This window comes from Jiangella asiatica (assembly GCF_004349065.1).
Lineage (GTDB): Bacteria > Actinomycetota > Actinomycetes > Jiangellales > Jiangellaceae > Jiangella > Jiangella asiatica.
Genome location: NZ_SMKZ01000056.1, coordinates 13,175 through 31,263 on the forward strand (window position 1 = coordinate 13,175; position 18,089 = coordinate 31,263).

15 protein-coding genes are annotated in these 18,089 nt (G+C 73.0%); 2 read left to right on the top strand and 13 right to left on the bottom strand.

Annotation, left to right across the window (positions count from 1 at the left end; genetic code table 11):
- Window positions 1-3: 3 nt before the first annotated feature.
- Both E1269_RS26735 and E1269_RS26740 read right to left on the bottom strand, forming a co-directional pair.
- Window positions 4-783 (bottom strand): CpaE/TadZ family protein, encoded by a 780-nt coding sequence (locus E1269_RS26735; protein ID WP_131900341.1) that lies wholly within the window; start codon window positions 781-783, stop codon window positions 4-6.
- 4 nt (window positions 784-787) lie between these two features.
- A complete protein-coding gene (locus tag E1269_RS26740) occupies window positions 788-1,519 on the bottom strand; it encodes an SAF domain-containing protein (RefSeq protein ID WP_131900343.1) in 732 nt (243 codons plus the stop codon).
- A 454-nt stretch (window positions 1,520-1,973) separates the two neighbouring features.
- On the opposite strand from E1269_RS26740, the gene ndk reads away from it, so the two are divergent.
- Window positions 1,974-2,381, top strand: coding sequence for a nucleoside-diphosphate kinase (gene ndk, locus E1269_RS26745; protein ID WP_131900345.1), 408 nt, complete (start codon window positions 1,974-1,976; stop codon window positions 2,379-2,381).
- Window positions 2,382-2,531: 150 nt separating this feature from the next.
- On the opposite strand, the gene E1269_RS26750 is transcribed toward ndk, so the two are convergent.
- The 3 genes from E1269_RS26750 to E1269_RS26760 all read right to left on the bottom strand — a co-directional run bounded on the left by E1269_RS26750 (window position 2,532) and on the right by E1269_RS26760 (window position 6,933).
- Window positions 2,532-2,882 carry a DUF4233 domain-containing protein gene (locus E1269_RS26750; RefSeq protein WP_203434109.1) on the bottom strand — a complete coding sequence of 117 codons (351 nt, stop codon included), beginning with the start codon at window positions 2,880-2,882 and terminating at the stop codon, window positions 2,532-2,534.
- Window positions 2,879-4,213: a bifunctional folylpolyglutamate synthase/dihydrofolate synthase gene (locus tag E1269_RS26755; protein ID WP_203434110.1), complete on the bottom strand. Its 1,335-nt coding sequence runs from the start codon at window positions 4,211-4,213 to the stop codon at window positions 2,879-2,881. The genes E1269_RS26750 and E1269_RS26755 overlap by 4 nt, the downstream gene beginning before the upstream one ends.
- Before the next feature lie 98 nt (window positions 4,214-4,311).
- Complete coding sequence (locus E1269_RS26760; RefSeq protein ID WP_131900347.1) at window positions 4,312-6,933, bottom strand: valine--tRNA ligase; 2,622 nt, start codon at window positions 6,931-6,933, stop codon at window positions 4,312-4,314.
- A gap of 44 nt (window positions 6,934-6,977) precedes the next feature.
- On the opposite strand from E1269_RS26760, the gene E1269_RS26765 reads away from it, so the two are divergent.
- A complete protein-coding gene (locus E1269_RS26765; RefSeq protein ID WP_131900349.1) occupies window positions 6,978-7,970 on the top strand; it encodes a ketopantoate reductase family protein in 993 nt (330 codons plus the stop codon).
- 30 nt (window positions 7,971-8,000) lie between these two features.
- Here the strand turns inward: E1269_RS26765 and E1269_RS26770 are convergent, their stop codons facing one another.
- The 8 genes from E1269_RS26770 to E1269_RS26805 all read right to left on the bottom strand — a co-directional run bounded on the left by E1269_RS26770 (window position 8,001) and on the right by E1269_RS26805 (window position 18,089).
- Window positions 8,001-8,927, bottom strand: coding sequence for an NADP-dependent oxidoreductase (locus E1269_RS26770; protein ID WP_239001041.1), 927 nt, complete (start codon window positions 8,925-8,927; stop codon window positions 8,001-8,003).
- A complete protein-coding gene (locus E1269_RS26775; RefSeq protein ID WP_131900351.1) occupies window positions 8,924-10,360 on the bottom strand; it encodes a GuaB1 family IMP dehydrogenase-related protein in 1,437 nt (478 codons plus the stop codon). The genes E1269_RS26770 and E1269_RS26775 overlap by 4 nt, the downstream gene beginning before the upstream one ends.
- Before the next feature lie 33 nt (window positions 10,361-10,393).
- Complete coding sequence (locus tag E1269_RS26780; protein WP_203434111.1) at window positions 10,394-12,034, bottom strand: hypothetical protein; 1,641 nt, start codon at window positions 12,032-12,034, stop codon at window positions 10,394-10,396.
- Between the two features lie 73 nt (window positions 12,035-12,107).
- Entirely contained in the window at window positions 12,108-13,802 is a 1,695-nt protein-coding gene (locus E1269_RS26785; protein ID WP_131900355.1) for a PucR family transcriptional regulator, read from the bottom strand.
- A gap of 114 nt (window positions 13,803-13,916) precedes the next feature.
- Entirely contained in the window at window positions 13,917-15,038 is a 1,122-nt protein-coding gene (gene menC, locus E1269_RS26790) for an o-succinylbenzoate synthase (protein ID WP_131900357.1), read from the bottom strand.
- Window positions 15,035-15,973: a GNAT family N-acetyltransferase gene (locus tag E1269_RS26795; protein WP_203434112.1), complete on the bottom strand. Its 939-nt coding sequence runs from the start codon at window positions 15,971-15,973 to the stop codon at window positions 15,035-15,037. The genes menC and E1269_RS26795 overlap by 4 nt, the downstream gene beginning before the upstream one ends.
- 32 nt (window positions 15,974-16,005) lie before the next feature.
- Window positions 16,006-17,166 (bottom strand): M20 family metallopeptidase, encoded by a 1,161-nt coding sequence (locus tag E1269_RS26800; protein WP_131900380.1) that lies wholly within the window; start codon window positions 17,164-17,166, stop codon window positions 16,006-16,008.
- Between the two features lie 44 nt (window positions 17,167-17,210).
- Window positions 17,211-18,089 (bottom strand): serine hydrolase, encoded by an 879-nt coding sequence (locus tag E1269_RS26805; protein ID WP_131900361.1) that lies wholly within the window; start codon window positions 18,087-18,089, stop codon window positions 17,211-17,213.

The following is an 18,089-nucleotide window of genomic DNA, read 5'->3' on the forward strand; positions in this document are numbered from 1 at the left end:
GCATCAGCTCCTTGCCGAGATCCGCGTCCGGGTCACGGCCAGCGCGCGGATCGACTCGCTCAGCTCGCGTGCGGAGCGGATCAGCAGCGAGCGGTCAATGCGGCGGTTCCACCGCCCGGCCAGCGCGCCGGCGGCCTTGGCGTCGTCGGCGATGCGGCCCAGGACGGCGACCTGGTGGCCGTCGTGCTGGAGCAGGCGGTCCAGGTCGCGGGTCGACGAGCTGTCGGAGCTGTCGGTGATCAGCACGATGCCGACCGGCGTGCTGCCGGCCCTGCCGATCTGCAGCGGCTCGGCCATCCAGCGCAACCGCTCACGCAGGTGCGCGTAGTACTCCACCCCCGGGCGGACCGCGAACACGACGGCGTCGGCGCCGGTCAGGATGGGCAGCAGCGGGGTGCCGGGGACGATGCGGCCGCAGTCGACCAGCACGTCCGCGGACAGGCCGTGCAGCATGGTCCCCAGCGCCGGCCACACCGAGCCGATGCCGGTGAGCTGCTCGGGGCGCGTCACCCCGGCCAGCACCTCCAGGCCGCCGTCGGCTGTCTGCAGGTGCTCACCCATGGCCGCCTCGGTGACGCCCCGGCGGGCGGCCGCGGCCAGCGACAACAGGCCTCGCTCGGGGTCCAGCGGCTCACCCTCGGCGTTGCGGTGACGCAGGGCGAAGTCGCCGCCGGCGGGGTCGAAGTCGGCGACCACGACATCCGTCGGCCAGATGGCGCCCAGGGCGTTCACCGCCGTGGTCACGCCCGGGGAACCCTTGGCGGACGCGAACGCGATCAGCACGAGGTCACTCCTCCTCGGCGGCGAGCGGCGCGCCGCGCTCAACCAGCGTCACGACCAGCTGGTTGAGCGCCGCGAGCCCGGCCACCTCGGCCTCGTCCTCACGGTCGACGACGAAGGTCGCCACCACGCCGGTGGCGCCGTTCTCCGCCGCCTGGCCCTCGACCGTGTACACCGAGCTCACGCGGGCGTCCTCGACGACGACCTCGCCGGACCCGCTGACGATGGAGACGAGGTCGACGACGTCGCCCTCGCGGAGCCCGCCGGCGGGCAGGAAGCCGGGCGCCAGCGACGCGCCGACCGCGGCTCGGCCCTCGGTCATCAGCCCGGCGCCGGCGAGCATGGTGGTGTCGAGCAGCTGGCCGCTCACGAGCTCGACCCTGGCGTACTGGCCGACCACCTGGTCCAGCTGCGACTCGGGGATGAGGTCGGTGTCCTCGGAGGCGACCTGCGTGGTGTCGAGGTGCTCCTCGGTGATCTGCTGGCCGGCGGCGACGTCGCCGCGCAGCACCAGCACGGGGGTGCGCTCGTCGACCCGCATCGCCAACAGCGCCGCGATGGCCGCACCGCCGGCGATGAGCAGCACGGCCAGCGCCGCCAGCGCCGGGCGGCGCTGCCGGGGCGGCGCCGGCAGCCGGGTGCTGTCGGAGCGGACCCGCTGATTGCTGCGGATGCCGCGCTGCTCTCGGGCGCGCTGCCGCTCGCTCGCTGCGTCTGTGGTCTGCGTTGTCCCCGCCATGAGCTTGCCTCTACCGCTCCCGCCTCGTCACGTTCCCGGCGACGTCGCGTCAGCCGGCCCGAGTTCTGCTTCGGGACGACCGGGCACAGCTGGGGGCGCGCCGACGTGGCACCCGGCGCGCCCCCTTCGGACGCGTCGGAGTCGAGCCATCCCCGCTGCCCCCTGGACGTTTCGGGGGAACCTTACCTTGGAATCACGACCGAGGTCATGCCTCGCCCATTCATCCACGTCAACTCTCGACCGAACCGTGATCGCCGGCCATCGCACGACCACACTTCGGACCTCAGGTCCAGACTGTGGATTCCCGGACCGTTTCCAGGACTGTACGGCAGCCCGCTTTCACGCCGCTTTCACCCGGCGTCCACCGGCAACCTGAGCGCGCTCGGCCCGGCGGCGACGGATACTGTCTCTGTCTCTGCACATTGCCGTACTACTCGAACGCACTGGAGACCTCGTGTCCGAGCGCACGCTCGTCCTGATCAAGCCCGACGCCGTCCGGCGCGGCCTGATCGGGCAGATCCTGGCCCGCTACGAGCGCAAGGGCCTGTCCATCGTGGCGATGGACCAGCGCACCATCGACCCCACCCTGTCCGACGCGCACTATGCCGAGCACGTCGAGAAGCCGTTCTATCCCGCGCTGCGCGAGTTCGTCACCGGCGGTCCGCTGGTGGCGCTGGTGCTCGAGGGCGACCAGGCGATCGACGTCGTCCGCGCGATGAACGGCGCCACCGACGGGCGCAAGGCGGCCCCGGGGACCATCCGCGGCGACCTCGCCCTGTCGAACTCGGAGAACCTCGTGCACGCCTCGGACTCCGCCGACGCCGCCAAGCGCGAGCTCGACCTCTGGTTCCCCGGCCTCTGATTTCCCCCACCCGCCCGAAATGATCACGTTCAGCACGAGATTTCGTGCCCCACCATGCTTGTGAGCCTGGTGCGTCACACAAAATCCTGGTGACGTGACACCTTGGGCGGTGGCCGTCGTCGCGGTCGCGGAGCTTCGGAGACGCCGGCGTCAGGCGTCGCCGTCGCGGGCGGCGGCCTCCCGGGCGGCCTTGACCCGCTCGACCTCCGGGCCGATGCGCAGCAGCACGAACCACATGAGCGCGAAGATGCCGGCCAGCACGAGCATCGCGGGCACGACGATCCCGGTGGCCAGCGCCGCCACCTGGGCCACCGACCCGACGACGTAGCCCGGCCGGCCGCGCCGCACCATGCCGGCTCCGAGGACGCACAGCACAGCCACCGCGCCACCGCCCAGCCAGGCCGCCCCGGTGCCGACATCGGAGACGTTGATGGCCACCGGCACCGCCAGCAGCACGACGAGCGCCTCCACGGACAGGATCATCGCAGCGATGCGGGTCACGAGTCGCTCCTGGAGAACGCGATCCTGGCGTCGCCCGCGGTGACCACGGAACCGGTGACGACGACGCCGTAGCCGCCCAGCGAGCCCTCCCGCTCGGCCAGCCGCAGGCCGGCGTCGATCGCCTCGGGCAGCGGCACCGCCTGGTGCACGCGGTCCTGGCCGAACACGTCGATGGCGACGTTGGCGAGGTCGTCGGCCGGCAGCCGGCGCGGCGAGGAGTTCTCCGTCACCACCACCGCGTCGACGACGGGCTCCAAGGCCGCCAGGATGCCCTCGGCGTCCTTGTCGCCGAGCACCCCGACGACCGCGACCATCGCCGTGGCCGCGAACTCCTCGGCCAGCGCGGCCGCCAGCGCCTGCGCGCCCGCCGGGTTGTGCGCGGCGTCGGCGATGACCACCGGGCCGCGGCGCAGCACCTCGAGCCGTCCGGGCGAGGTGACGCGGGAGAACGCGGCCCGCACCAGGTCGGGGTCGAGTGCCTCGCGCCCGCCGCCGACGAACGCCTCGACCGCGGCGAGGGCCGCCGCGGCGTTGTGCGCCTGGTACTCGCCGTGCAGGGGCAGGAAGATCTCGTCGTACGGGCCGGTGAGCCCTTGCAGGCCGATGAGCTGACCGCCGACGGCCATCTCGCGGCCGCGCAGGCCGAACTCCACACCCTGCCGGGCGACCGTGGCGCCGACCTCGGCGGCCCGGGCCAGCAGCACCTCCGCGGCGACCGGCTCCTGCGGGGCGAGGACCGCGTACCCGCCGGGCTTGATGATGCCGGCCTTCTCCTGAGCGATCAGCTCCACGGTGTCGCCCAGGTACTCGACGTGGTCGACGGAGATAGGCGTGATGACGCAGACCCGTCCGTCGGCGACGTTGGTGGCATCCCAGGCCCCGCCCATGCCGACCTCGACGACGGCCGCCTCGACCGGGGTGTCGGCGAACGCGGCGTACGCCAGCGCCGTCAGCACCTCGAAGTAGCCCAGCCGGACGTCGTGCTTGGAGTCGACGATGTCGAGGTACGGCTCGATCTCGCGGTAGACAGCGGCGAAGCGCTCCGGCGCGATCGGCTCGCCGTCGACGACGATGCGCTCGGTGACCGACTGCAGGTGCGGGCTGGTGTAGCGGCCGGTGCGCAGGTTGAGCTCGCGCAGCAGCGCGTCGACCATGCGGGCCGTGGACGTCTTGCCGTTCGTGCCGCCGACGTGCACGACGGGGTACGAGCGCTGCGGGTTGCCCAGCAGGTCGGCCAGGTCGCGGATGCGTTCCAGCGACGGCTCGACCTTGGACTCCGGCCGCCGGGCGACGAGCTCGTCCTCGATCTCGCGCAGTGCGTCAGCGCTCACGTCTCACCTGATTCCCGCTGGATGGCTCACTGTGCATTCTCCCCTACGGTCCCGGGTCCGGCCCGCGTCCCCCGCCCGCGACGCGGCGGACACGAGGCTCAGGTCTGCGGGAGGGCGGCGAGTTGGGCCTCCAGGCGGGCGATCTCGGCCTCGGCGGTGGTGCGACGGGTGCGGACCTTGTCGACCTCGGCCTCGGGCGCCTTGGCCAGGAACTGCTCGTTGTCGAGCTTGCGCGCGGCCTGCTCCAGCGCCTTCCGCTCGTTCGAGAGGTCCTTGGTGAGCCTGCGGCGCTCGGCCTCGACGTCAACGGCGCCGGAGAGGTCGACCTCGACCGTCACCGAGCCGACCACCACGCGGGCGGTGGCGCTGAACCCGTCGGCCTCGGGCTCCAGCCGGGTCAGCGAACGGAACGCGGCCTCGTGGTCGGTCAGTGCCGGGGTGTCCGCGGCGAGGACCAGCCGGGCCGGGACCCGCTGGCCCGGCTTGAGGCCCTGGTCGCTGCGGAACCGGCGCACCTCGGTGACCAGGCGCCGCAACTCGGCCACGGTGGCCTCCGCCGCCGGGTCACGGCGCGACCGGTCCGCCGCCGGCCAGGCCGCCGTCACCACCGTCTCCTGACCGGTCAGTGTCGTCCACAGCGCCTCGGTGACGAACGGTGCCACCGGGTGCAGCACCCGCAGCAGGTTGTCCAGCACGTTGCCCAGCACCAGCCGGGTGCGCTCGGCGACGGCGTCGTCTCCGGCCAGCTGCGTCTTCGCCAGCTCGACGTACCAGTCGCAGAACTCGTCCCGGGCGAAGTGGAACAGTGCTTCGGAGGCCTTGGCGAACTGGAAGTCCTCGTAGTGCTCGTCGACCTCGGCGAGGACGGTGTTGAGCCGCGACAGGATCCACCGGTCCGGCGCGGTGAGCTCCGGCGACGGCGGCAGCTCACCCACCCGCGCGCCGCTGATCAGCGCGAACCGGGTGGCGTTCCACAGCTTGTTGCAGAAGTTGCGCGACGCCTGGACCCAGTCCTCGCCGATGGGCACGTCGGCGCCCGGGTTCGCGCCACGGGCCAGCGTGAAGCGCAGCGCGTCGGAGCCGTAGGCGTCCATCCAGTCCAGCGGGTCGACGGCGTTGCCGAACGACTTGGACATCTTCTTTCCGCGCTCGTCGCGGACCATGCCGTGCAGCGCGATCGTGTGAAAGGGAACGGCCTTCGACGGCTCGGCCGCCCCGTGCGCGTAGAGCCCGAACATCATCATCCGGGCGACCCAGAAGAACAGGATGTCGTAGCCGGTGACCAGCACCTGGTTCGGATAGAACTTCTCCAGTGCCGGGGTTTCGTCCGGCCAGCCGAGCGTGGAGAACGGCCACAGCGCCGACGAGAACCACGTGTCCAGCACGTCCTCGTCCTGGTGCCAGCCCTCGCCCGTTGGTACGGCGTCGTCGGGTCCGACGCAGACGACCTCGCCGTCAGGGCCGTACCAGACCGGGATGCGGTGGCCCCACCACAGCTGCCGCGAAATGCACCAGTCGTGCATGTCGTCGACCCAGCCGAACCAGCGCGGCTCCATGCTCGTCGGGTGAATGGCCACCCGGCCGTCCCGGACGGCGTCGCCGGCGGCCTGGGCCAGCGGGCCGACCTTGACCCACCACTGCAGCGAAAGCCGCGGCTCGACGACGGTCTTGCACCGGGAGCAGTGCCCGACGGCGTGCACGTACGGTCGCTTCTCCGAGACGATGCGGCCCTCGGCGCGCAGCGCCGCCACGACGGCCGGCCGGGCCTCGAACCGGTCCAGCCCTTGGAACGGGCCGTGCGCGGTGATGACGCCCTGCTCGTCCATGATGGTCAGCGCCGGCAGGCCGTGGCGGCGGCCGATCTCGAAGTCGTTGGGGTCGTGGGCCGGAGTCACCTTGACCATGCCGGTGCCGAACGAGGGGTCGACGTGCTCGTCGCCGACGATCGGGATGCGCCGGCCGGTCAGCGGCAGCACCAGCTCGGTGCCGATGAGGTGCTTGTAGCGCTCGTCGCCGGGGTTGACGGCCACGGCGGTGTCGCCGAGCATCGTCTCCGCCCGGGTGGTGGCGACGACGACCTCGTCGCTGTAGCGGATCGAGACCAGCTCGCCGTCGTCGTCGCTGTGCTCGACTTCGATGTCGGAGAGCGCGGTGTGGCAGCGCACGCACCAGTTGATGATGCGCTCGGCCCGGTAGATGAGGCCGTCGTCGTACAGCATCTTGAAGATGGTCTGCACGGCGCGTGACAGTCCGTGGTCCATGGTGAAGCGTTCGCGGCTCCAGGCGACGCCGTCGCCGAGCCGGCGCATCTGGGCGAGGATCTTGCCGCCGGACTCGGCCTTCCACTCCCAGACCTTCTCGACGAACGCCTCGCGGCCCAGATCGTGCCGCGACACGCCCTGCTTGGCCAGCTCACGCTCGACGACGTTCTGGGTCGCGATGCCGGCGTGGTCCATGCCGGGCATCCACAGCGCCTCGTAGCCCTGCATGCGCCGGCGCCGGACCAGCGCGTCGATGAGGGTGTGCTCGAACGCGTGGCCCAGGTGCAGCGAACCGGTGACATTGGGCGGCGGGATGACGATGCAGTACGGCGGCTTGTCGCTCTTCTCGTCGGCCTCGAAATACCCGCGCTCGACCCACCGCTCGTAGAGCGGTACCTCTACCTGCGCCGGGTCGAAGACGGGCGGCAGGGCGGGGTCGGGGCGAGTCGTCTCGGTCACGCCGCGGAATTCTACTGCCAGGTGGCCCTGGATACCGTACGGTCATGGCCTTCGTGATCTACGGTGCCGGCGCCATCGGCGGTGTGCTGGGCGCACGGCTGTTCACCGCCGGGTTCGACGTCCGCCTCATCGCTCGCGGCGAGCACCTGTCCGCCGTCCGCGACCACGGACTTCGGCTGGAGTCGCCGGAGGGCACCACGACGCTGCCGGTGACGGTGGCGTCGTCGCCCGCCGAGGCCGGCATCGGCACCGAGGACGTCGTCGTCCTGGCCATGAAAAGCCAGGACACCGCGGACGCCCTGGCGGCGTTGCGCGCCGTCGCGGGTCCCGGCACCCCGGTGGTGTGCGCGCAGAACGGCGTGGTCAACGAGCGGCTGGCGCTGCGGCTGTTCGAGAATGTCTACGGCGTGTGCGTCATGTTCCCGGCCTCGCACCTGCGGCCGGGCGTCGTACAGTCGCGGTCGGCGCCGGTACCGGGCATCCTCGACCTCGGCCGCTACCCCGGCGGCGTCGACGACACCGCCCGCGAGGTGGCGGCCGCGTTCACCAAGGCGGGGTTCGTGTCCGAGCCGCGCGCGGACATCATGCGGTGGAAGCACCGCAAACTGATCATGAACCTCGGCAACGCCGTCGGTGCCCTGTGCGGCCCCGGCGACGACGACGCACCACGCGTGTCCGAGCTGGTGCGGGCCGAAGGCGAGGCGGTGCTGGCCGCCACCGGCGTCGACGTCGTCAGCGAGGAGGAGGACGAGGCACGGCGAGCCGGCATCCTGAGGTTCCCGCCCTTCGAAGGCCGGGCACCCGGCGGCGGATCGTCGGTCCAGAGCCTCCTGCGCGGCACCGGCTCCATCGAGGCCGACTACCTCAACGGCGAGATCGTCCTCCTCGGCCGCCTGCACGGCATACCCACGCCGGCCAACGAACTGGTGTGTGCGCTGGCCGTCGTCGCCGCCCGCGAGCAGCGCCAACCCGGCTGCGTGCCGGCGAGCGAGCTACTGGAGAAGCTGTCGGCGCCCGACCCTCGTTGCGCCCCATGATCACGGGGGGTACCAGACCCGCCTCACCCCTCAGGCACCCACCGAGAGCACGATCTTCCCGCGCAGGTGTCCTCCCTCGCTGAGCTGTTGCGCGTCGCCGACCTGCTCCAGCGGGAATGTCGCCGCGATGGGCAGCCGCACCTCGCCGCGCTCGATCAGGGGCAGCACGGCCTGGAAGACCGCCGGCAGCGGGAGGTCCGCGCTCCAGGTCGACCGCACGCCGTACTGCGAGGCGGTGCCGTCGGCGATGGTGACCACGTGCTCGGGGCCGCCGGCAAGCTCGATAGAGACGGGGAGCACGCCGCGCCCGGACACGTCGAGCGCGGCGTCGACGCCGCCGTCGGGTGCGACGGCGCGGACGCGGTCGGCCAGGCCGTCGCCGTAGAGGACCGGCTCGATCCCGAGCGAGCGGAGATACTCGTGGTTGGCCACGCTCGCCGTCCCGATGACCCGTGCGCCGCGGGCCAGGGCCAGCTGTGCCGCGATGAGCCCGACGGCTCCGGCGGCGGCATGGATCAGGACGGTCTGGCCGGGTTGGACGTCCAGCACACGGACCGCGCGATACGCCGTCTCGCAGGCGACCGGCAGCGCGGCGGCCTGCGGGAACGACAGCGAGTCCGGTTTGGCCACCAGGCCATCGGCAGCGGCGAGGACGTGGGTCGCCGCCGCGCCGGCGGCCTGCCCGAGGACAGGTGCGCCAACCGTCCAGCCGGTGACGTCCGGGCCGAGCTCGTCGATCGTGCCCGCGAACTCCAGGCCCACCCGCACCGGCCGGGCGGGTGCCTCGTCGCCGGCGTAGAGCCCGCGCCGCGCCTTCCAGTCGTACGGGTTGACGCCGGCGGCGTGGACGGCGACGCGCACCTGACCCGCTTGCGGCGACGGCATCGGTACGGTGTCGAGGCTCAGCACCTCGGGACCGCCGTAACGCGTGTATCGGACCGCCTGCGCGCCTTTCACCAGCTGACGTCCACGGGCATGCCCTCGGTGTAGCCGGACGCGCTCTGGATGCCGACCACCGCCCGCTCCCGGAACTCCGCCAGCGTCCCCGCGCCGACGTACGTGAACGCGCTGCGCGCGCCGGCCACGATGGTGTCCACCAGGTCCTCCACGCTCGGCCGCGACGGTGACAGGTACATGCGCGCCGTCGACACGCCCTCCTCGAACATGCCTTTGCGGGCGCGTTCGAACGGGGTGTCCTCGGCGGTGCGCAGCTTGACCGCGCGCGCCGACGCCATGCCGAAGCTCTCCTTGTACAACCGGCCCTCGCCGTCGCGCTGCACATCTCCGGGCGACTCGTAGGTGCCGGCGAACCAGGAGCCGATCATGACGTTGTCGGCGCCGGCGGCCAGGGCCAGGGCGACGTCGCGCGGATGCCGCACACCGCCGTCGGCCCACACGTGGACGCCCAGCTCGCGAGCCCGCGCGGCGCACTCAAGAACGGAGGAGAACTGCGGCCGGCCGACGCCGGTCATCATCCGGGTGGTGCACATGGCGCCCGGCCCGACACCGACCTTGACGATGTCGGCGCCGGCGTCGACGAGGTCGGTGACGCCCTCGGCGGTGACGACGTTGCCGGCGACCACCGGCAACGGCGGGTCCAGTGCGCGGATCCGGCGCAGCGCGTCGAGCATGCGCTCCTGGTGCCCGTGCGCGGTGTCGACGACGAGCACGTCGGTGCCGGCGGCCAGCAGCGCCTTCGCCTTGCCCTCGACGTCGCCGTTGATGCCGACCGCGGCGCCGATGCGCAGCCGTCCGTCCGGGTCGAGCGCCGGCTGGTACAGGGTGGCCCGCAGCGCGCGCTCCCGGGTCAGGATGCCGACGATGCGCCCGTCGCCGTCGACCACGGGGGCGAGCCGGTGCCGTCCGTCGTGCAGCTGGTTGAACGCGTCCTCCGCGGCGATGCCGGCCGGCACGGTCAGCAGCTCGGTGGACATGACGGAGTGCAGCTGGGTGAATCGGTCGACGTCCTGGCAGTCGGCCTCGGTGACGACGCCGACCGCGCGGCCGTCCTCGACGACGATGACGGCGCCGTGGCCGCGCTTGGGCAGCAGGTTGAACGCCTCGCCGACGGTGCCGGTGGGCGGCATGGTGAGCGGGGTGTCGTAGACGACGTGCCGGCGCTTCACCCACGCGATGACGTCGGCGATGACGTCGACCGGGATGTCCTGCGGTATGACCGCCATGCCGCCGCAGCGGGCGAGCGTCTCAGCCATCCGCCGTCCCGACACAGCGGTCATGTTGGCGGCGATCAGCGGGATGGTGGTGCCGCTGCCGTCGTCGGTGGTGAGGTCGACGTCGAGCCGGGACCCGACCCGCGACCGGGTGGGGACCAGGAAGACATCGCTGTAGGTGAGGTCCTGCTCTGGAACTCGGTCGTGAAGGAACCTCATACGCCCATCTCCCCAGGTCGGCCTCGGTTCACCCTACCCAGGAAACACCTTCGCACGGTCGACGACGACGGGTGGCTCGGCCAGCCGGGTGCGGACCGGCCGGTCGGGGACGATCCACGAGGAATCCGCCGGTCCGGACGGGTCCGCGCGCCAGCTCCGCGCCACCTTCTCGACGGCGACGGGGTAGACGGTGAGAGTGCCGTCGCGGTCGATGTGCAGGCGCAGGAAGCTCTTGTGGTCGTCGATGCCCAGACCTGCGTACAGCTCGTTCACGTTGACGTCGACGTACCGTGCAACCAGCAGGTACACCCCGACCAGCCAGGCGTCGACAATGCCGATGACCGGCAGGTAGACGACGAACGCCAGCAGCGTGCTCCACGGGTTGGGCAGGTCGTCCAGCGGCAGCGCGGACCAGGTGGCGGCACCGGCCACCCCCAACGCGATGTGCGGCACGGCATGGAGCACGCCGGCGATCCAGTGCCGGCGTCCGCGGGTGCCGAGCACCAGCGCGAACAGCAGCGTCCCGGCGAAGACGGCGCCGACACCGGCCACCGTCGCCGGCGTGATCCAGCGCCCCGGCGAGGTGACGAACGCGAGCATCAGCAGCGTCTGCATCACGCCGACCAGGCCGACGAACCCGGGGTTGCGCCGCGGCAGCCGGGCGAAGATCCCCCAGCCCAGCCGGCGTGAGTGCGGCCGCGTCGGGTAGGCACCGGCCAGCTCGTAGGCGCGCGGGGTGCTGCTGCGGCGGGAGATGGTCTGCTCCGGCGGCACGGCGATGGTGTCGGGGAGGTGGTCGGTGCCGACGAGGTACGCGCCGCCGCCACCGCAGGTGAGCAGCTGGCGTCCGCGTCCGTCGGGGCCACCTCCGGCGTACCGGGCATAGTGGTGCACGTCGCCGGCCAGCAGCAGCGGGATGCGTGCGCCGGTCGGCTCGATGATGGTCCGGATGAAGTAGTCGACGCTGTCGTAGGCGTCCGGCGATTCGTGCGTCTTCACCCAAGAAGGCTGGGCGGGAACGAGGATGATGCGGTCGTCCGGGCCCAGGCCCTCGGCGACCGTGCGGAAATAGTCCAGCTGCGGCTCGTCGATGTACGCCGACAGCTGGATGTCGATGGCCAGCAGCCACCACCGGTGCGGCAGGGCCAGCGCGAAGTAGCTGCGCGCCTGCGTGGTCCGCCAGCCACCGACGGGGTCGCGCTGCGCGAACAGCCGCAGGAACGCCGTCAAGCCGTCGTACCAGTCGTGGTTGCCCGGCAGCGCAAAGAGGGTCGGCGAATCCGCCGCCGGCTCGGGCATGGCCGCGCGGTACGGCCCCTTCCAGCGGTTCTCGTACCCCGGGCTCGACGCCGTCGGGTACACCTGGTCGCCACCGAGGACCAAGAGCTCGCCGCGCGGCAGCTCCAGCGGGGCACCCTCGGCGCCACCATCGCCGGCCGGTTCGACGGTCAGCCGCCGCTGTGCCAGCAGGTACGCGACGGTGTAGGTGGCGTCGAAGCCGTCGCCGACGTCGGCGGTGTAGTCGAACCAGATCTCCTCGCCGGCGGAGTGGTCGAAGTCACGGTCGGACAGCGCCGCCTGCAGCTCACGCTTGTCGAGGTAGCCGCCGAACATGTACGCGAGCATGACCCGCAGCGCGGTGCCGGCCAGCAGGCCCGGGTTGAGCCACGCCACCGGTCTCTGTCGGACGAATCCGAGCTGCGCGGGGCTCAAGTCTTGGGGCCGGGGCGAGGGCATGCGGCCGACCCTACGGCTCCGCCCCGAGGTGATCAACGGTGGACGGCTCGACGACGTCGCGCAGCCGCAGCTCGAGCATCGCCGCGAACCGCGCCTCCGGGTCGGCCAGGTCGATCCCGGCGATCTCGCCGACCCGGCGCAGCCGGTACCGGAACGTGTTGGTGTGCACGTGCATGGCCGCCGCGGCCACCGTCACGTCACCGAACGCGTCCAGCCAGGCGGAGAGCGTCTCGACCATGGCGGATCGGTGCCGGCGGTCGTACGCGGCGAGCCGGGCGACGGCGCCGGACGGGACCCGTCGTTCAGCCACCATCGCACCACCCAGCTCGAGCAGGAACGACGCGATCTGCACGTCGGCGAGACGGGCAACCCGCGGGCCGGACCCGCAGGACCGCTGCGTGCGCAGCACCCGCAGTGCGCGGTCGGCGTCGGCGCGCGACCGCGGCAGCCCCGCCGCCCCCGCGACGACGTCCCCGATGCCGACGACGACACGGGTGCGGCTCCCGATCCGGTTGAGGAACTCCTCGGCGACGGCGACCGCTCGCAGGTTGGCGTCCGCGTCGTCGCCAGCCAGCGGAACGACGCCGTAGACGACGCCGCCGACGAGCGCGGCCGCGGAGCGCGGGTGAACCGCGGCCAAGTGCAGGGCGAACGCGCCGCTCACTCGCTGGAGGTCGGCCTCGACGCTCGGGGCGTCGAGGCTCGCGGCATCGGCGGTCGCGGTGCCGGACTCCGCGCCGGCTTCGGGCACGCCGAGCGCGAGGACGCACGCCGGCCCGGCCGCCAGGCCCAACCGGCTGGCCGCCTCCGGCGCGGCCGACCCGCCCTCGAGCAGCGTGGCGACCAGCTCGGCGCGCAGCCTGCGCTCCACGTCGGCGCCGGCTCGCTGCCTCAGCAGGTGCAGCGCCACCAGCTTGGCAGCGTCGACGAACGCCTGCTCCCGCTCGGCGGACAACGGACCGCGAACCGCGGCCCACATGGAGCCGAGGATCTCGTCGCCGGCACGGACCCGGATCGCGACCCGCGGCAGCTGGGTGCCCTCGATACCGTCCATGTAGACCGGCCGGTCCGACGCGTAGAGGGCCCGGAACACCCCGCGCCGCTCCAGCTCGCGCAGGTAGCGCTCGGGCACCTGGCGGCCGAGCACGGTCTCCTTGCGCGACTCGTCGGCCCGCTCCTGGTCCGCGGAGAACGCCAGCACCCGTGAGCTCAGGTCCTCGATGGTGAGCGGCGCGTCCAACAGCGCCGAAACCGCTCCGGCCAGCGCGAACAGGTCACCCGCCCCCGCCCCTGCCAGCGTCTCGTCGTCCACGCCGCCGAGGTCGTCGACGGCTAGCAGCGACCGCAGCAGCGCCGCCACCTGCGCCCACGAGGCACCCCGGGTGAGCCCGAACACCACCAGCCCCGACTCGTCGACGGCCGCCCGCACGTCCGCGTCGATGTCGACCGGCAGCCGCAGCACCAACCCCACCGCGCCGTCGGCGGCGACCGCGCGGACCACGTCGGCGATCTCGCCCGGCCCGGCCAGCCCCACGCCCAGCACGAGCGCGCTGCCAGGCATGGCCGGCGGGTCCAGCGGGTCGTGAATGACGACCCCGCCCACCGACAGCCCCGGGTCGACCCGCCCGGCGACCACTTCGAGCAGCGTCGACCCGAGATCGTCGAGGACGCGCCCGAGGGTCGCCCGCGCTCGCAACACGGTCATGGGCAACACTCCTGAACCCAAGCACGGCCGTCGCACCTGAAGGTTCGTCGCATCCTACGAGAAGCCGGGGCCCGTTCGTCGACTCGAACGAACGGAAGCTGACCTACTCCATGATCAACGCGGTGCGGGCTCGGCGGGGAGCCAGGTGGTCGACGTCGTCAGGTCGTCGAGGACCTCCGGGATGGGAGTCACGCCGAGGCCGGGACCCGCAGGCACGCGGACGTGGCCCTCCTCCAGCACGAACGGCTCGGTGAGGTCCTGCGCGAAGTAGCGGTCCGACGCGGACGTGTCGCCGGGCAGCGTGAACCCCGGCAGCGCCGCCAGCGCGACGTTCGCGGCGCGGCCGATGCCGGACTCCAGCATCCCGCCGCACCAGACCGCGACCCCGTGGGCCCGGGCGAGGTCGTGGATGCGTTTGGCCTCGAGGTAGCCGCCGACCCGGCCGGGCTTGATGTTGATGACGCGCGCCGCGCCGAGCATCAGGGCGTCGGCGGCGTCCTTGGCCGACTCGATGGACTCGTCGAGGCAGATCGGCGTGCGGATCAGCTGGGCCAGCGCGGCGTGCTGGCGCAGATCGTCCTCGGCCAACGGCTGCTCGATCAGCAGGAGGCCGAAGTCGTCGAGGCGGGCCAGCACCTGGGCGTCGGCCAGCGTGTACGCCGCGTTCGCGTCCACCTGCAGCAGCAGGTCGTCGCCGAACCGCGACCGCACCGCGCGTACCGGCTCGACGTCCCAGCCGGGCTCGATCTTCAGCTTGATGCGCGGGTAGCCCTGGTCGAGGTAGCCGGCGACGGCGTCGAGCAGCTTCGGGATGGTGTCCATGATGCCGACGGAGACACCGGCCGGGACGCGGTCTCGCACCGCACCGAGGTGCGCGCCGAACGACTCCCCGCGCGCCCGCAGCCAGGCGTCCAGAACGGCGGCCTCGAGCGCGGCCTTGGCCATCCGGTGCCCGCGCACCGGTTCGAGCACCGACGCCACCCGGTCCGGCGCCACCGACCCCGCGGCGAACAACCGCGGCGCGAGGAACCGCGTGATGACGTCGGCGGCGCCGTCGGCGTACTCCGGCGAGTACAGCGGCTCACGCATCGCCACGCACTCGCCCCAGCCGTCGGCGTCGGGCGTGGCCGCCCGGACCAGCAGCACGTCGCGGGCGGTCTCGACCCCGAACGACGTCCGGAACGGCGCCACCAGGGGCATCGCGACCCGGCGCAGCTCGAACCCGGTGATCTTCATCCGTCCGTCCTCTCGACGACGTACGCGCCGGACCCGGTGAAGCCCACCACCTGGGCGCCCGAGCCGAGCATCCCACCCAGCACGTCGCGCATGGCCAACCGCCACTGCCGGGCCAGCACCGGGTCGGCGCGACGCAGCGCCTCGATGTCGGTGGGCGTGCGCACCAGGCACGACGGTGCCCGCTCCCAGGCCGCGGCCGGCGCGGCGACCGGCCGGCCCGACGCTGACTCCGTCAGCGCCGCCACGGCACCGGCGGGCTCGTCCGGACCGGACCCGCCGCCGGACGAGCAGGCCGCCACCACCGCGGGGTCGCCGAGCGCCCACCGCACCAGCAGCCGGTCCGAGCCCTGTCCCTCGTTGATGGCGTCGTCCATGTCGCCGTAGAAGTCGACGAGGTACTCCTGCGGACGGGCCCGCAGCTTGGCCAGGTTGAAGTACGCGTTGCGGCGGATCAGCGGGTCGAAGGTCCAGGTGACGTCGCGCAGCCCGCGCTCGAGCGCCCAGGACCGCTGGTGGACCTTGAGGGCGAAGCCGACGTGCCGGCCGCGGGCGGCGGCGGCGACACCGGCGACGTGCGAGTGCAGCGCATGCCCGGGCGGCGAGGCGAAGAACCCGACACAGGCCCCGACCAGCTCACCGTCGAGGAAGGCACCCGCGGCGTAGTTGCCGGCGTGGGTCATGGCCCGCAGGTGCTCGACGGTGACCGGGGGGTTCGACGCGTCCGGCTGCCAGATCCGGTCGAACAGCTCATACACCTGCTCCAGCTCCGCCAGGGCGTCGAGCAGCCGCACCTGGACCCCGGACCGCCGCGCGGCGAGCTCGGCCGCCCGCGCAGCCTCGTCCGCCCGCGCAGCCTCGTCCGCCGGTGCGAACGCCGGTTCGTGCGACACGGCGAGCTCCCCCTCCGGCACCGGCCTGCCCACATCGTGCACCACAGCTTCGATGCTGCCCCCATCTGGCCGTTTCGTCATGGTCGGGCCGTATCATGCCGGCTACCCGGTTTCGTCCCAGGCGACCAGCCCGCCGGCTCGGAGGCCACCCATTCCGCCGAGCGGACCGCGGTCACCAGTCCCGCCAGCAGGGCCGCCCGCCGCGGCATCTCGGCAACCTCGACGTACTCGCCGGGCGCGTGCGCCCCCGCGCCGACCGCGCCCAGCCCGTCGAGGGTCGGCGTCCCGGCGCCGGCCACGATGTTCCCGTCCGACGCGCCGCCGACGTGCGCCGACGTGAGCGCGGGCAGCCCCAGCCGCACGGCCACCGACGACGCCAGCGCGAAGAGCCCCGCCGATGCCACGGGCTCGAACGGCGGGTGCCGCGGCCCGCGCACCACCTCGACGTGGGCACCCGGCAGCCGCGGCACCAGGTCGGACAGGGCGTCGTCGACCCGACGCTGCTCGGCCACGGTGGGCACCCGTGCGTCCACGTGCACCGTCGCCGTCCCGGGCACGGTGTTCGCGGTGGTCCCGGCGATGGCCACGGTGGGGGTGACGGTAGCGCCGTCGGGGCCCCGGTCGAGCGCGGCGATCGCCAGCACCTGGTGCGCCAACTCGACCGCCGCGTTGACGCCGTTCCACGGCTCCAGTCCGGCGTGTGCCGCCCGGCCGCGGACGCGCACCTCGTACCAGGACGCGCCCTTCCGCGCGGTCTTGAGCGCACCGCCGTCGGCCGACGCCTCCAGCACGAAGGCCGCGTCCGCCCGGGCGGCCTCCTCGAGGATGAGCGGCCGCGACGACGGCGCGCCGAGCTCCTCGTCGCCGGTGACCAGCACGCTCACCCCGTCCAGCGAGTCCAGCGACGCCAGCGCGTGGAACAGCTGCACCAGCCCGGCCTTCATGTCGAAGCAGCCCGGCCCGTAAGCGCGCCCGTCAGCCACCCGCCACGGGTGCTCGGCCAGCGAACCCAGCGGCCACACGGTGTCGTGGTGGCCCAGCAGCAGGATGCCCGGCACGGCGCCGGCCGGGCCGAACCGCCAGCGCAGGTGGGTCCGTCCGTCGACGACGATCCGCTCCGGCGCGACCCCGGTGAGCCGCGCGCCGAGCTCGGCGACGACGTCGGCGCTGGCCGCGACCGCGGCGATGTCCGCCGACGGCGACTCGCACCGCACCAGCAGCCCGAGGTCGTCGGCCATCTTCTCGGCACCACCGGTCGCCGCGCCCGTCGTTGCGCCGCCGCTCATCTGGCCGCCCGCAGGTGGTCGACGGCGATCCGCGCGGCCCGGCCGATGACCGCGTCGGCGGCCGGGTTGCGGAACTCCCGCCCGGGCAGCCGCAGGAACACCGCGACGGCGAACCGCGAACCGTCGGGGTACTCCACCACGCCGGCCTCGTTGCGCACGTGCGACAAGGTCCCCGTCTTCGCCGCGATCTTGACGTCGTCCATTGGAAACCCCGAGGTCAACCGGTGCGGCCACACCTGCAGGGCCATGATGCGGCGGACCTCCGCGGCCGCATCGGGCGCCAGGCCGTCGTCGGTCCAGACCCGCCGCAGCAGGGCGGTGGTGTCCCGCGCGGTGCTGCGGTTGGTCTGCTCGGCGGTCAGCGCGCGCAGGCCGAGCAGCGACGGCGCCTCGTCCATGGCGTCGATCGAGCCGCCGAGGTCCTCGGCGATGGTGGAGAACAGGTAGTCGCAGTCCCCCATGACGACGGTGTCGTGCCGGTCCAGCGCCGCGAGGCCGGCGTTGATGCGGTCGATGCCGAGCAGCCGCACGAGCACGTCGGTGGCGTGGTTGTCGCTGACGCTCATCATCAGGTACGCGAGGTCACGCAGGGACAGCTCGATGTCGTCCAGCATGACCGACAACCCGGTGGGTCCGAGCGTCCGCGGCGCCGCCGGCACCCGGACCCGGTCGGTGAGCGACCGTTCCCCGGCGGCGGCCTGCCGGCACAGCTCCACCAGCACCGGCACCTTGAACACGCTGGCGGTCACGACTGGGGCGTCGGCGTCGAGGCCGGCCTCGGCGCCGCTGTCGATGTCGACGGCGTGCAGGTGACCGGTCACGCCCGCGTCGGCGAACGCGCCCTTGACGGCGTCGACCACGTCCGGCCCGACCAC